At 64.8% G+C, this 14,305-nt stretch carries 12 protein-coding genes; all 12 read left to right on the top strand.

The features are described from left to right. Window positions 1–15: 15 nt before the first annotated feature. The 12 genes from ABD742_RS01390 (at window position 16) to ABD742_RS01335 (ending at window position 14,261) form a co-directional block, all read left to right on the top strand. Window positions 16–906, top strand: coding sequence for a MurR/RpiR family transcriptional regulator (locus ABD742_RS01390; protein WP_234753303.1), 891 nt, complete (start codon window positions 16–18; stop codon window positions 904–906). 159 nt (window positions 907–1,065) lie between these two features. Then, window positions 1,066–2,217 (top strand): ABC transporter ATP-binding protein, encoded by a 1,152-nt coding sequence (locus ABD742_RS01385; RefSeq protein WP_234753302.1) that lies wholly within the window; start codon window positions 1,066–1,068, stop codon window positions 2,215–2,217. Between the two features lie 67 nt (window positions 2,218–2,284). Further along, entirely contained in the window at window positions 2,285–3,640 is a 1,356-nt protein-coding gene (locus tag ABD742_RS01380) for an ABC transporter substrate-binding protein (RefSeq protein ID WP_234753301.1), read from the top strand. Window positions 3,641–3,670: 30 nt separating this feature from the next. Next, window positions 3,671–4,450, top strand: coding sequence for a tyrosine-protein phosphatase (locus ABD742_RS01375; RefSeq protein ID WP_234753300.1), 780 nt, complete (start codon window positions 3,671–3,673; stop codon window positions 4,448–4,450). 44 nt (window positions 4,451–4,494) lie between these two features. Continuing rightward, entirely contained in the window at window positions 4,495–5,457 is a 963-nt protein-coding gene (locus tag ABD742_RS01370) for a phosphodiesterase (RefSeq protein WP_234753299.1), read from the top strand. Window positions 5,458–5,488: 31 nt separating this feature from the next. After that, on the top strand, window positions 5,489–6,445 hold the full coding sequence (locus ABD742_RS01365) for a carbohydrate ABC transporter permease (protein WP_234753298.1): 957 nt from the start codon (window positions 5,489–5,491) through the stop codon (window positions 6,443–6,445). An 11-nt stretch (window positions 6,446–6,456) separates the two neighbouring features. After that, the gene (locus ABD742_RS01360) at window positions 6,457–7,386 is read left to right on the top strand and encodes a carbohydrate ABC transporter permease (protein WP_234753297.1); all 930 of its coding nucleotides are present in this window, start codon (window positions 6,457–6,459) and stop codon (window positions 7,384–7,386) included. 166 nt (window positions 7,387–7,552) lie between these two features. Beyond that, window positions 7,553–8,896: a purine-cytosine permease family protein gene (locus tag ABD742_RS01355; protein WP_234753296.1), complete on the top strand. Its 1,344-nt coding sequence runs from the start codon at window positions 7,553–7,555 to the stop codon at window positions 8,894–8,896. A 69-nt stretch (window positions 8,897–8,965) separates the two neighbouring features. Next, entirely contained in the window at window positions 8,966–10,525 is a 1,560-nt protein-coding gene (locus tag ABD742_RS01350; protein ID WP_234753449.1) for a hydantoinase/oxoprolinase family protein, read from the top strand. Further along, a complete protein-coding gene (locus tag ABD742_RS01345; protein WP_234753295.1) occupies window positions 10,518–11,585 on the top strand; it encodes an S-methyl thiohydantoin desulfurase family protein in 1,068 nt (355 codons plus the stop codon). Before ABD742_RS01350 ends, ABD742_RS01345 begins: the two co-directional genes overlap by 8 nt. Before the next feature lie 70 nt (window positions 11,586–11,655). Next, the gene (locus ABD742_RS01340) at window positions 11,656–12,705 is read left to right on the top strand and encodes a DUF917 domain-containing protein (protein WP_344786982.1); all 1,050 of its coding nucleotides are present in this window, start codon (window positions 11,656–11,658) and stop codon (window positions 12,703–12,705) included. Then, on the top strand, window positions 12,702–14,261 hold the full coding sequence (locus tag ABD742_RS01335; protein ID WP_234753294.1) for a helix-turn-helix domain-containing protein: 1,560 nt from the start codon (window positions 12,702–12,704) through the stop codon (window positions 14,259–14,261). Before ABD742_RS01340 ends, ABD742_RS01335 begins: the two co-directional genes overlap by 4 nt. Window positions 14,262–14,305 lie beyond the last annotated feature (44 nt).

Genomic DNA, 14,305 nt, shown 5'->3' with positions numbered 1-14,305 from the left:
TGGTATGAAAGGCGAATGACCCCGTACAAATCCGAACCGCCCCTGGGCGGTTCCCGCGCGCATATCAAGTCAATTTTCCCCTCGCTGGCTCCCAGCGAACAGCGGGTGGCGCAGTTGTGCCTTGATTCCCCGGAGACCGTGGCCAGGATGTCGGTAGCGGATCTGGTCACCCAGACGGGGACGTCGCCCGCGACGATCGTTCGCGCGTGCAAGAGCATGGGCTTTGACGGATTCCAGCACCTGCGCCAGGTCCTGCTGCGCGATCTGGGCGCCGCGGCACGGGACAGCATCCAACAGGAAGAGTCCGGGGCAACCGGCGAACCCGGATCCTCCGAACACCTGGTTTCAGGGATCTTTTCCCGGGCCTCCCAGGACATCCGCGGAGCATTGGGGTCTTTGGACTTCGAGGCCTTCGACGCCGCTGTGAAAGCGATTCGCCAGGGCGGACGCCTGCTGGTGGTGGCCAACGGAGCATCACTCGCTCCCGCCCAATCCCTCGCCCTGCGGTTCCTGTCGGCCGGAGTGCAATGCGAGGCGCCATCCGACATTGTCTCGCAGCACATCTCCGCCAAGCTCCTCTCAGCGGGGGATGTCTGCATCGCCGTGAGTGACAGCGGAATGAACTCCTTCACGATTGGTTCTGCGCGGATCGCGGCTGAACGCAAGGCAACCGTGATCGGGGTGACCAGCTATGCGAAATCCGAACTCGCCGACCTCTCGACCCACACGCTCGTGGCCGGGGCTGAATTCCATTCGTGGAACGACCAGCTGCCCATCGGGAACATCGTCCAGATGCTGGTGCTGTCCGCCCTTCACGCCGCGGTGACTGCAGATTCTCCCGACGTCGAGCGCGCCCGCTCCGCGGTGTTCGAAGAAGTCCTGCATATCGTGGAGAAGCCCGAATAGCTTTTGGCGCGAAACGCGGGCGGCTTCAACTGTTTCCTGTCCGCGCACGGGGAGTTCATCAACTCCGCACCGACCGTTAATAATCGAGCCCCACCCTTCAAGGGTAAGACGTTTCCTAAATAATTCGATTTAGGAAACATCGTTTCCCCGGAGGTGCCCGTGGGCCGACTTGTGCTCAACCAGTTGTCGCGTTCGTTCAAGAACGTGTCGGCGGTAAAGAACGTATCGCTCACCGTTGAAGACGGTGATTTCCTGGTCCTGCTCGGCCCCAGCGGCTGCGGCAAGACCACCCTGCTCCGCATGATCGCGGGCCTGCTGGAACCGACGTCGGGCTCACTCGAACTGGACGGAACGGACATCACCACCGCCCCGTCCAAGAAGCGCGACTTGGCCATGGTGTTCCAGAGCTACGCCCTGTACCCGCACCTCAGCGTGGCGAAAAACCTGGCCTTCCCGCTCCACGTGCGGCGCACCGACAAGCAGGAAGTCAAGAAGCGCGTGGAGGCCGTGGCCGAAATGGTGGAGATCGGCCACCTCCTGGACCGCAAGCCGAAGGAACTGTCCGGCGGCCAGCGCCAACGAGTCGCCGTGGCACGGGCCTTGGTGCGCGAGCCCAAGGCCTTCCTCATGGACGAACCCCTGTCCAACCTGGATGCCAAGCTCCGCACAGCGACCCGGCAGGAGCTGGCCGGACTACACAAGCGCCTCGGTGCCACCTTCATCTACGTCACGCATGACCAAGTGGAAGCCATGACCATGGCAACCAAGATCGCGCTGCTCAACGGAGGCCAGCTCGAGCAACTCGGCACGCCGGAAGAGCTCTACGACAAGCCCGCATCCGTGTTCGCGGCAGGCTTCCTGGGATCCCCGGCCACCAACCTGATCGACGCCGAACTTTCCACCAGCAACGGCTCCATCACCGTCATGGCACCCTCCCTGGAAGCGGTGCTATGGGACGGGGAAACACCCCAGCGGGACGTCGTGCTGGGCATCCGCCCCGAGCACCTGAGTATCCACGCACCCGGCTCTTCAGCAGCCGCGCCGAACTCCGGGGCAGCCCTTCGGGGCATCGTTGACCTGAGCGAAAACCTCGGCAGCGAACAGGTCATCTACTGCCGGGTCGGCGAGAACCGCGTGGCCGTCCGCGCCCCGCGGGGCCAATACTGGGGGCCGGGTAACGCCGTCGTACTCAGTGCCGACGCCAAAAACCTCCACCTCTTTGACCGCGAAAGCGGCAGGCGCCTCGAATGGCACGCAGACGCGAAGCACCCTTCCACTGCGAGCTCAGCTCAGCCCGCCGCCTCGCTCTAGCACCCCACACTCCGGCCCCAAACCGGAACCTGCAGTACCCACCCAACCCAGCAATCAAGGAAATATTGTGCGCCCTCTCCGTTCAATTGCACTAACCATCGCCGCTGGCACCGCCGCATTGGCCCTCGCAGGCTGTTCCGGCACCTCGCAGGCCAGCACCGTGAGCAACCAGGTCATCCCGGAACTCACGGCAGACCAGCAAGTCAACATCACCTTCGAAAGCTACAACCTGGCCCAAGCCGGCGTCTGGACCGATACCGTCAAAGGCCTGGTAGCCGACTTCGAAAAGGCCCACCCGAACATCCACGTCACCGCGCAGGCACCGCAGGGCGGGGGCGCCGTCGGATCCAACACGGTCAGCAGCGTCCAGACGCAGCTCCTCGCCGGACACGCACCCGACGTCGCGCAGTTGACGTTCGATTCCCTCGACTTCGCCGCCACCCAGCTTGGCGCCCAGCCGATCAGCGATCTGGTCGGCCAGAAAGCCGTCGACGACGCCCTCGGCGGCGCCCACCCGTTCCACCCCAACGCGAAGCACCTGGCCGACTGGAACGGCAAGACCTATGGCATTCCTTACGTCTTCTCCACCCCCGTCCTCTTCTACAACGCCACCAAGCTCGCCGACGCCGGAATCACCAACCCGGACCTCTCCACCTGGGACAAGGTGGAGGCGGCCGCAAAGGCCGTTTCCGCCAAGACCGGAAAGCCGTCCCTGGACATTTCGTGCGCAAGCATCGGGGGCAACTGGTGCATGCAGGGCGTCTTCAAGTCGAACGGGGCCCAGGTTCTCTCCGATGACCGCAAGACCATCGGATTCGGCTCGGACGCGGCCGTTGACACCGTTACGAAGCTCGCACAGCTGACGAAGGACGGCGTGCTGCGCAACGCAGACAGCAACGCACAATACGAAGGCCTCCCGAAGGGCGATACCGCCTTCATCCTTACTACCTCAGCGCTCCAAGGCTCATTCATGTCGGCCGCCACGAAGGGCGGCTGGGAACTCAAGGCAGCGGGGATGCCCTCCTTCGGCAGCAAGCCTGCCGTGCCCACCAACTCCGGCTCGGCCCTGTTCGTCCTCTCACAGGATCCAGCGAAGCAGCGCGCCGGCTGGGAGTTGATCAAGTTCATGACCAGCGACCACGCCTACGAGCAGATCTCCACCAAGATCGGCTACCTGCCGCTGCGCACCTCGCTGACCGCTCCGGGTGGTTCCCTCTACGACTGGGCCCAGAAGAATCCGCTCCTGGCCCCGAACCTCGCCCAGCTTGACCGCCTCCAGCCCTGGGTTTCCTACCCGGGAAACAGCTACGTGCAGATCGACGACATCCTCGGCAAGGCGATCGAGAACGTCGTCTACTACGGCAAGGACGCAAAAACCACCATGGCCGACGCCCAGAAGCGCGCCCAGGACCTGATTCCCTAACCCCTCCCACCCATCCAAAGGACACCAGCTGTGACAACCACTGCCGAGGACGCCGTCTTCGGAACCCGCAACCGCCCCTACCCCGTGGAGGGCACCTACAACTTCCGGAGCACGGCGGGCGATGCCGCCGTCGCACGTACCATCCGGGAAGGAAAGCTGTATCGCTCCGACGCACTGCACGGACTGACCGACGCCGGACGCCGCCAATTCTCTGAGCTCGGCATCCGTCTGGTCATCGACTTGCGAGACCGCACCGAGTTGGCGAAGTCGCCCAGCAACCTTGACGGACTCGCCGTCGACACCAGGCACAACCCGATTTTCGAAGAGGGCAACGTGCCGGGTACTTCGGAGATCACCACCCTGGTGGACATCTACCGGCTCATGATCCGCAGCCACGCGCAGCGCCTTGCCGACGCCGTCCGCCTCATCGCCGACTCCGGGACGGAGCCCGTACTGGTCCACTGCACCGCGGGCAAGGACCGCACCGGCGTCGTCATTGCCCTGGCCCTCCTGGCCGCAGGAGTGGACCGCGAGCAGGTGATCCTGGACTACGTAGCCAGCGAGGAGAACCTGCGCGGCGAATGGAGCGAGGCCATGGTGGCCGCCGCCTCCAGCCACCCGGGCCTTGCGGGCATCGGCGAGGAACTCCGGGAAATCATCTCCGCGAGCCCCGCCTCTGTCCTGGAAACCACACTGGACCTCATCGACGAAATGTACGGCGGCGCCACCGGCCTGCTCCAGGCACACGATTTCAGCGACGCCGACCTCGAACGGCTCAGGGACGTCCTGACCACCAGTTCCACCCGCTAAGAACCACCGCTACCCACTGCAGATAATTACAAGGAGACAAGACCGTGAACACCGAACTCCAGCACCCCGCCCCCGAGCACTTCATCCTGCACATCAGCGACACCCATTTCGTTGCCGACAACGACCTCCTGCATGGCAGCGTGGACAGCGACGAGAACCTCCGCCAGCTGTTCCGCGACTTCGTCAAGGCCCAGGTCAAGCCCGAAGCACTGGTGTTCACCGGCGACCTCGCCGACACCGGCCGCCCGGACGCCTACGTCCGCCTCCGCAACATCGTGGAGCCCGTCGCCGAGGAACTCGGCGCCAAGATCATCTGGGTCATGGGCAACCACGACGCGCGCACCGCCTTCCGTTCGGGCCTCCTCGACTCCGACGCGGGCGAGGAATCCGTGGACATGGTCCACGACGTCAACGGCCTGCGCATCATCGCCCTGGACTCCACGGTTCCGGGCAAACACCACGGCGAAATCTCCGACGAGCAGCTCGCTTGGCTGTCCGACGTCCTCGCCACCCCGGCCCCCCATGGCACGCTCATCGCCCTGCACCACCCGCCGGTTCCCAGCCCGCTGGAGATGATGGCCATGTTCGAACTGCGCGAGCAGAGCCGCTTCGAAAAGGTCATCGAAGGCACTGATGTCCGCGGCATCCTGGCCGGCCACCTGCACTACTCCACGTTCAGCACCTTCGGAGGCGCTCCCGTGACGGTTGCTTCGGCCACGTGCTACACGCAGGACCTCAACGTCGCCCCGAAGTCGATGCGCGGCCAGAACGGCGCGCAGGCGTTCAACCTGATTCACCTTTACCAGGACAAGATGCTCAGTACCGTTGTGCCGATCGGCGAATTCTCCACCGTGTACTCCGTCACGGCTGAGCAGATGGCCGCCTTCGAGAAGATGACCCTCGAAGAGGCCACAGCCGCGATGACCGCCCCAGGCGAGGAGTCCGACGTCGAGCCCTCCACCGTTGCCGAAACGGCCGACGGCGAGCTCGCCGAAAGCGTTCGCTAACCAGCCACAGCACCGGAAGGAAGCCGAAAGAATGTTCATCGAGACCGCCGGGCCGGCAACGGGCATAGCCCCTGCCGGCCCGGCAGGGCTCTCGGCTAATCGGCGCCCCAAGCGCCGCGCCCTGAGCCCCTACCTCTACATCCTGCCCGCCGTGGTCCTGCTTCTCGTGTGGACGTACTGGCCGCTCGGACAGACCGTCAACCTGTCCTTCAACGACTGGAACCTGATCCCCACCAAGCCCAAACAATATGTTGACGTGCAGAAGTACGCGAAGGTCCTGAGCCTGCCCGAACTGCACCAGGCGCTGATGAACACCGGCTTGTACATCCTGGCGTTCCTGGGAATTTCCGTTGCCTTGCCGCTCGTATTCGCGCTGCTGTCGCGCAAGGTCCAAGGCAAGGCCCGCACTGCCTACCAGGCACTGATCTTCGTTCCCTTCCTCATCACGCCTGTGGCCAGCAGCGCCATTTGGCGTTGGCTGTTCGCTCCTGAAGGCGGAACTATTCCCGCGATCGCCGCCGCCCTGGGCGCACCGATGGGCAACGTGTTCCGCGATCCCGACAGTTCGATGATCGCGGTGATCGTGATTGTCGGCTGGCAGATGCTCGGCTTCGGCGTGCTGGTGGTTTCTGCCGGACTGGCCGGCATCAGTCCTGACTATGCCGCCGCCGCATCGATCGACGGCGCCAACGGCAGGCAGATCACGTGGCGGATCATCATCCCGCTGCTTTCGCCGAGCCTGGTGTTCCTCTCGCTCATGACCATCCTGCTGTCCGCGCAGTGGACATATCCCATCATCGACCTCGTGACGCAGGGCGGTCCGGGCAATTCGTCCACCAACATCTACTACCTGCTGTACCAGTTCGGCTTCAGGAACTTCGACGCCGGCCTGTCCTCCGCGGCCGGCACGCTCTTCTTCCTCGGATTCGGGCTGATTGCCCTGGTCTTCGTGGAACTCTCGGAGCGACTCAGCTTCTACGACAACTAGAAAGAACCACCATGGCCTTCATTACCATCGCCCCGCCGGCCCAGCCTGGTTCCGCTGATGCTCCGCTTTCAGGGCCGACGAAAGTTTCAGGGCCGACGACGACGGCCCCCGCCGCCGGGCGCGGACGCATGCGGCTTGGGTTTTTGCGGTTAGTACCCAGCCACGTTCTCCTGATCGCCTTGGCGGTCGTCTCGATCTTCCCCATCTACTGGATGTTCGTCACGGCATTCCGGCCGTCGTCGGACGCCCTGTCCACCAACCCGTTGCCGGGACCGCTGAGTCCTGAGAACTTCCAGTACGTCCTGAAGACCATCCCCATCGCGGGCATGCTGGCGAATACCTTCGGCATGGCACTGACGTTGGCGGTGTCCCAATTGCTCGTGGCCATCCTGGCTTCATACGGCTTCGCGCGTTGGGACTTTGTCGGAAAGAAAGCCTTGTATCTGTTGTTTGTGGGGTCCTGGCTGGTGCCTTTCCAGGTCACGATGATTCCCAACTACTTGTTGGTGTCCCAAATGGGCCTTCTCAACACCATCACCGGCGTCGTCATCCCGCAGTTGTGTTCGGCCTTCGCGGTGATGATGCTGCGCCAGCACCTCGAGGCCTTCCCCAAGGACCTCCTGGACGCGAGCCAGATGGATGGGCGGTCGTCATGGAGGACGCTGTGGGAAGTGGTGGTTCCGAACCTCCGTCCAGCGCTGGCGGCCCTTGGGATCATGCTGTTCATCAGCGCCTGGAACGAATACTTGTGGCCCTCACTGATCATGCAGAAGTCCGATGCCCTCATCCAGGTAGGCATCCGCGGGTTCCTTGGCGCCGAAGGCAACAACTGGGGCGCCATCATGGCAGCGTCCTCGCTAGCGTGCCTGCCGATCTTCCTGATCTACATCTTCCTGCAGCGATACGTGGTGGATGCCTTCGTCCGTTCGGGGTTGAAGTAGCGCGCCCCCTGAACGCTCGCTCACATATAAAGTGAGCGGGCGTCTTGGTGGCGGCAGATGCGTGATGCCCTGTTACCGTTCGTAAACAGGGCATCACGCCCAGTGATGCGTCCCACATTCAGGCATATCTTAAAGACCTCCCCAACCACAATCCTTGGAGGTCCCGATGGCAACAGCAGTCGGCCACGATGACTATGCACTTGAACGGGTTCCCGCATCCGCACGCTTTCACTGGTTCTCCGTAGCGACCCAACGCTTCGGCCAGCTCAGTTCCCTGGCGAGCTTCTTGCTGGGCGCCACCCTCGGCTTCGGCATGGACTTCTGGAGCGCGGTCCTCGCTATCACGCTTGGCTCGGTCATCCTTGAAATCGTCACCATCTTCACCGGTATCGCCGGACAGCGCGAAGGCCTGTCGACGTCGGTGCTTGCCCGCTGGACAGGCTTCGGCGGAACCGGTTCATCGTTGATCGGCATCGCCATCAGCCTGAGCGCCATCGGCTGGTTCGGCATCCAGAACGCCGTCTCCGCGCAGGGGTTGGCCAACCTCGTCGGAGTCCTGCCCGCGTGGGCATGGGCCCTGGTATTCGGCGTGCTGGTCACCCTGATTGTCATGTTCGGAATGGCATCCATGGCCTGGACCGCGTACGTCGCAGTACCGGCGTTCCTCTTGCTCGCAGGCTGGTCCATCATTGCCGAATTGTCTAAGCACAGCCTGGGCGATCTCCTCACGGCACAACCCGGGGGACCCACACTCACACTCATCCAGGGGACGACGATCGTGGCAGGCGGCTTCATCGTTGGCGCGGTCATTACGCCGGACATGTCCCGCTTCAACCGCTCCGCCAAGGACGTCGTCAAGCAGACCGTCCTCGGCATCACCCTGGGCGAGTACGTCATCGGCCTCATCGGCGTCCTCCTGGCATTGGCACTCAAGACCAACGACGTCGTAGCGATCGTGACATCGACATCGGGCTTCATCGGCACGCTGATCGTCATCACCGCGACGCTCAAGATCAACGACTGGAACCTCTACGCAGCGTCCTTGGGCATCGTCAACTTTGCCGACCGCACCATGAAACGCAAACTGCATCGCGGGGCCGTCACCCTCACGGTCGGCCTCATCGGCACGGTCTTGGGCGCAGCCGGAATCCTGGGACATTTCACGGACTTCCTTATCCTGCTCGGCGTGGTCTTCCCGCCCATCGCGGGCATCATGGTGGCCGAGTATTTCGTGGTCCGAAAATGGCGCCCTGAACTAGAATCCAGCCACAAGATCGGCCGTTTGCCTGAGCATGCCCCCGCCTGGGTACCCGCCACGATCGTGATCTGGGTACTCGCCTCCGTCATCGGATACTTCGCGGCTTGGGGACTGCCGTCCATCAATTCCCTCTTCATAGCCTTCATCCTCTACGCCGTCGCAGGGCGACTTGGCCTGATCCGGGGCATCGGCAGCACCAAGACCTACCCGGACCACGAACCCGCTTCGGTCCCGGAACCTGCCGCATCCTAGGGCCGCCCCCTGACGTCGGACCCGGCTGCCCCTGAACCTGAACCTGAAATCAAAGGAGAATCAACCATGATGCGCATCGGCATAGACGTCGGCGGCACCAATACCGACGCCGTCCTCATGAATGGCAGCAGCGTCCTGGCTGCCACCAAGACCCACACCACCGAAGACGTCACCAGCGGAATCGTCAGCGCCCTGCGGCAACTCCGAGAAGCGGCCAGCTTCGATCCCGCCGACGTAGTTGCCGTCATGATCGGCACGACGCACTTCATCAACGCACTCGTGGAGGGCAAGAACCTGACCCCGACGGCGGCCATCCGCTTCGGACTTCCGGCTACCCGGGCTCTGCCGCCCCTGGTGGACTGGCCGCGCCGCTTGGTGGATGTCCTCGGCGGACACAGCTACCTCTGTCACGGCGGCCACGAGTACGACGGCCGCCAGATCAGCCCCTTCGACGAGCGCGAGTTCCGGGAAGTCCTGGACAAGGTCGCGGATGCGGGGGCCCGCTCCATCGCCCTGTCCTCGGTGTTTTCCCCCATCAATGCCGAGTTCGAGCTGCGGGCAGCACAGATCGTGGACAGCGAATACCCGGAACTGTCCGTCAGCCTCTCCCACGAGATCGGACGGATGGGCCTGCTCGGCCGCGAGAATGCCACCATCATCAACGCGGCACTCCGCGACCTTGCGGATCACGTCACGTCGGGCCTGAGCCGCACCGTTGCCGAAGCCGGCATCAGCGCTCCGGTATACCTCAGCCAGAACGATGGCACCCTGATGGACATCGACTACGCCCGCAGGTACCCGGTGGCCACGTTCGCGTCCGGTCCCACCAACTCCATGCGCGGGGCCGCGTTCCTCTCCGGTGAGCAGGACTGCGCGGTGGTCGACGTCGGCGGCACCACGACCGACGTCGGCATCCTCCAGTCAGGCTTCCCCCGCGAGGCGTCCACCGACGTCGCAGTCGCGGGGGTCCAGACGAACTTCCGCATGCCTGACGTGCTGTCCATTGGCATCGGCGGCGGCAGCCTGGTCCGTTCGTTCGACGGAAAGGTCGAAGTGGGTCCGGGCAGCGTCGGCTACGCGCTGACCGAACGGGCCCTGCTATTCGGCGGAGACACCCTGACGGCCACCGACGTTGCCGCGGCCGCTGGCCTGATCCAGCTCGGCGACAAGGACCGCGTGGCAGGGCTTGACCCCGCAATGGTGCGGGCCGCCTTGGAAAGCATCGCTACGCGGACTGCTGAAACCGTTGACCGCATGCGGACGTCGGCCGAACCTGTGCCCGTGGTGGTCGTCGGCGGCGGTGGCTTCCTCGTTCCGGACAACCTGGCCGGTGCCTCGGCAGTCCTGCGGCCCGAGCATGGTTCCGTTGCCAATGCGATTGGTGCGGCTATTGCGCAGGTGGGCGGCGAAGTCGACCGGGTGTTCTCCGTGGATCCCGGCAGCCGCGATTCAGTGCTCGACGCCGCGCGGCAGGAAGCCACCGACCGTGCCATCGCCGCCGGTGCACGCCCCGATTCGGTCTCGATCGTGGACATCGAAGAAGTTCCCCTGGCGTACTTGCCCGGCAACGCCACGCGTATCCGGGTCAAGGCAGTCGGCAACCTGGCTCTTGGAGGCAACAATGCGTGAAATTGATGAAACCCAAATGTCGGACATCGCCCGCGGAGCCGCGGTGCTGGGCACGGGCGGCGGCGGCGATCCCTATGTGGGCCGTCTCCTGGCCGAACAGGCACTGCGCCAGCACGGTCCGGTGACCCTGCTCGACGTCGACGAGTTGCCGGACGACGCCGTCGTCGTCCCTGTTGCCCTCATGGGCGCTCCCACCGTGATGCTGGAGAAAATGCCAGCAGGCGACGAAGCAACCAACGCCCTCCGCGCCGTCGCGCAGCTGATCGGCAAGCGCGTCACGCACACCGTGTCCATCGAGGCTGGCGGCCTGAACTCCGTGACTCCCTTTATTGCCGCGGCAGAACTGGGTTTGCCCCTGGTTGACGCCGATGCCATGGGCCGAGCCTTCCCCGAGCTCCAGATGGTCCTGCCCACGCTCAGCGGCGTTCATGCCAGCCCCATGACCATGGCGGACGAACGCGGCAACGCGATTACCTTGCAGACCGTTGACAATGCCTGGGCCGAGCGCTTGGCCCGCGCAATCACAGTGGAGATGGGCTGCACGGCCGCCGTCAGCCTTTATGTTTTGACCGGTAGGCAAATCAAGGAGCTCATGGTTCCCGGAACCATCACTTTGTGCGAACGGCTGGGAACCGGAATCCGAGAAGCCCGCGAGCAGCACCGGGATCCCGTCGCGGTGGCCACGGAGCTGCTGCGCGGCAAGAAGCTGTTCACCGGCAAGATCGTGGACATCCAGCGCAAGACGGAGGCCGGTTTCGCACGAGGCGAGGCACACTTGGATGGCGTTGGCGAGGACCTAGGCTCGCGCTTCGAACTCGCCTTCCAAAACGAACACCTCGTGGCGCGGCACGACGGCGAAGTGGTAGCCAGCGTCCCGGATCTCATCTGTGTCCTGGACACGGATTCCGGCGAACCAGTCACCACGGAGATGCTCCGCTACGGTGTCCGGGTCACGGTCCTCGCTGCCCCGTGCGACCCCCGCTGGCGCACCGATGCGGCGCTCGAACTAGTGGGACCGGGCTACTTCGGTTACGACCACGAGTACGTGCCAATCGCCTGAATCAGCGTGCCACAATGATCACCATGAGGACCTATCCCGTGCCAGTTCTGCCGTGATGCAACGAGTACCGGTGGAGCGCTATCTGGGCGCGGACGACGTATCCGCGCTGGCCGCGGGAGCAGGTCTGCTGGGTTCCGGCGGCGGCGGGGACGTCGCCGTCGGGGCCCGGCTTTTGCGGCATGCGCTCCAAAGCAGAGGGCGCGCCCGCCTGGTGGCGGCCGGTGATTTGCCGCCGGACATGGTGGTGGTCCATGTCGGGCTCGCCGGGGCGCCGGACGTCGTCGCGGAGCGGCCACCGGGCGGGGAAGACTTTGCCAACGCTGTTACCGCGCTGGCAGGTGCCCTGCGCCAACGCGTTGGTGCCATTGGCGTGATCGAAATTGGCGGGCTGAACGCCCTTATCCCTTTGGTTGCCGCGCAAGTGCTCGGGCTTCCCGTGGTGGACGGCGACCTCATGGGCCGGGCTTTCCCCCGGATCAGCCAGACAACCCTCGCCGCCGCAGGCCACCCGGCCACGCCCATGGCAGTGGTGGGGCCGGCTGGAGACTCCGTCATTATTGAATCCGCTTCCATCGATGCGGCGGACCGGATCATGCGCGCCAACGTTGCCGCCCTCGGTGGGGCCGCCGCGGTGGCTCTCTACCCGTGCCGGGCCGGCACCTTGGCAGCACTCGGCCTCCCCGGCTCGCTCAGCGGCTGCCTTGCCCTTGGGCAGGCCCTGGTTGCCTCGGCCGGACTTAGCGTTTCGCAGCTCGCCAAGCGGCTGGGTGGCGAGCTGCTGTGCGAGGGCAGGGTGGACGAGATCCGGCCCCGGCGCGGCGACCTCCCCGGCAGCCTCACGCTCACTGATCGCTCAGCCGGGCACATCCTGAGGCTGGACATGCTCGACGAATACCTGAACGTGGCCATCGACGGCGTTTCCCGAGCGTCCGCACCCGACGTCCTGGCGGTGCTGGACCCCGTGACCTTTGTTCCCGTTCCGCCGGACAGGCTCCGTTCGGGACAATCCATCGCCCTGCTGCGGCTCCCGCCGATTCCGGGTTGGCCGGACGGTGTTGAAGGACTGATCGGACTCACCGCTTTCGGGATCGACGCCGGCCAGCCGGAGGCCACCCGATGACCGCCGGGTACGCGCCGGTCAGCGTGCGGGATCTCCTCACCGAAACGGTGCTCGCCGCCGCCGTCGTCGTCGCCGGCAGGCAAGGACTCGATCGTCCCGTCCGGGACTTGAGCTGGTACAGCGGGGAGCTCGCGACGACGGCGAACGGTCACCTCATGGTGTGCGCCGCGGCAGCGGTGACGCCGTCCTACCGCCTGGAGGCCCTCGTCCGGCGGGCCGAATCGGCTGGCGTCGCCGCCCTGCTGATCGCCTCCGAGGAACAACCACCCCTGCTCTCCACCCTCCGCCTTGCCGACCGTCTTGGCATCCCTGTGCTGTCCGTTGTGGGAGCCGACCTCGTGGACCTGCTCCACCGGCTCACCATCCGGGTCCGTGCACCGGAAGTGCAGAGGGCCAGGCTTATCGAGGACGTCGTCCGCCGCCTCAGCACTAAGACAACGGCAGAAGACATTCTGGCCGCGTTGGGCTTGGCGTTGTCCCAATCGGTCTGGTTGCTCTCATCAGACGGGAGTGCGATCCACGGGGAACCCATCAGCCTGCCTTCCACGCTCAGGCTGGACCTGACCGTCCCGCAGCACAGCGATCCCTCCGCCGACGGACAGATTCTGATCCATCCCGTGACCGAGCCGGGCTCCACGCAGGCCGCCGCTTGGCTCGCGTCCCACACAGCCGCCAGCAACGAACACGAGCGCATTGCCACCGCCAGTGCCCTGGCGGTTGCCGAACCTTATGTCCGAGCATGGCTCATTAGCCAGCGGGTAGCAGCCGAAAGGGATTCCGTGTTCCACGGCCGCCTTCTCGCGGACCTGATCGCTGGGCAAGGCGTAGTCAGCCAGGATGTCGTGGAACGCGCGCTGTCCGCAGGTTGGCGGCTCCAGGACTGGCACGTGGGAATTCATTTGGTCCGGACCGCCAGGGTGCCGGATCCTTTGCGGGATGATCCGGTCACGTCGATGAGGAAGCTTCGGAACGCCCTTGCGGCCCAAAAGCTCATAGGCCCCGTGGTGGACCGCGGTGATGGGTGGACAGTTTGGATCAGCAGCGCCACCGAACCGCCGTCGTCGGATGGCCGCCGGGTCTTGCGTTCGGTACGCCTCATGCTGGCCCAGCTGCCCGCGCACTGGGAGGTGGTGGCCGGAGTGGGGCGCGTTCATCACGGACCCGGCGGGTTGGCCAGCACCCTCCTGGAGGCCCGCGACGCAGCAACATTGGCGAGGACGCACGAATACCGTCCTGCGGCCGAGCACATCGATGAGCTCGGCGTCGCGAGGCTTCTGGCTGCGTGGCAGGATTCCGAGATCTTGCGGGCTTTCGCCGAGACCGCGTTGGCCCCGCTCAAAGGCGTAGACGGCGGCCAACTCCTGCGCACCTTGCAGGCCTACCTTGAGGCCGGGGGCTCGGTGTCCACCACGAGCATCGTTCTGGGCCTACACCGCAACACCGTCACGGCACGCCTGCACCGCCTCCGCGAGCGCCTGGGCGTGGATCTGGATGATCCCAACCAGCGGCTGGCACTTCAATTGGCCTGCCGCAGCATCGAGACCGAGCACGGTTAAGGGTTCCGACAGTTCAGGGCAACCCGCACAGTCATCCCGTATTC

This window comes from Arthrobacter ramosus (genome assembly GCF_039535095.1).
GTDB classification, from domain to species: domain Bacteria; phylum Actinomycetota; class Actinomycetes; order Actinomycetales; family Micrococcaceae; genus Arthrobacter; species Arthrobacter ramosus.
The sequence above is the reverse complement of the archived record's forward strand: the minus strand, read 5'-3'. Positions and strand labels throughout refer to the sequence as shown.

What these genes read in the sequence shown, in the direction of transcription:
- ABD742_RS01390 (WP_234753303.1), top strand. Translation starts at nt 16, where the DNA reads ATGACCCCGTACAAATCCGAACCGCCCCTGGGCGGTTCCCGCGCGCAT.
- ABD742_RS01365 (WP_234753298.1), top strand. Translation starts at nt 5,489, where the DNA reads ATGTTCATCGAGACCGCCGGGCCGGCAACGGGCATAGCCCCTGCCGGC.
- ABD742_RS01360 (WP_234753297.1), top strand. Translation starts at nt 6,457, where the DNA reads ATGGCCTTCATTACCATCGCCCCGCCGGCCCAGCCTGGTTCCGCTGAT.
- ABD742_RS01355 (WP_234753296.1), top strand. Translation starts at nt 7,553, where the DNA reads ATGGCAACAGCAGTCGGCCACGATGACTATGCACTTGAACGGGTTCCC.
- ABD742_RS01350 (WP_234753449.1), top strand. Translation starts at nt 8,966, where the DNA reads ATGCGCATCGGCATAGACGTCGGCGGCACCAATACCGACGCCGTCCTC.
- ABD742_RS01345 (WP_234753295.1), top strand. Translation starts at nt 10,518, where the DNA reads ATGCGTGAAATTGATGAAACCCAAATGTCGGACATCGCCCGCGGAGCC.
- ABD742_RS01335 (WP_234753294.1), top strand. Translation starts at nt 12,702, where the DNA reads ATGACCGCCGGGTACGCGCCGGTCAGCGTGCGGGATCTCCTCACCGAA.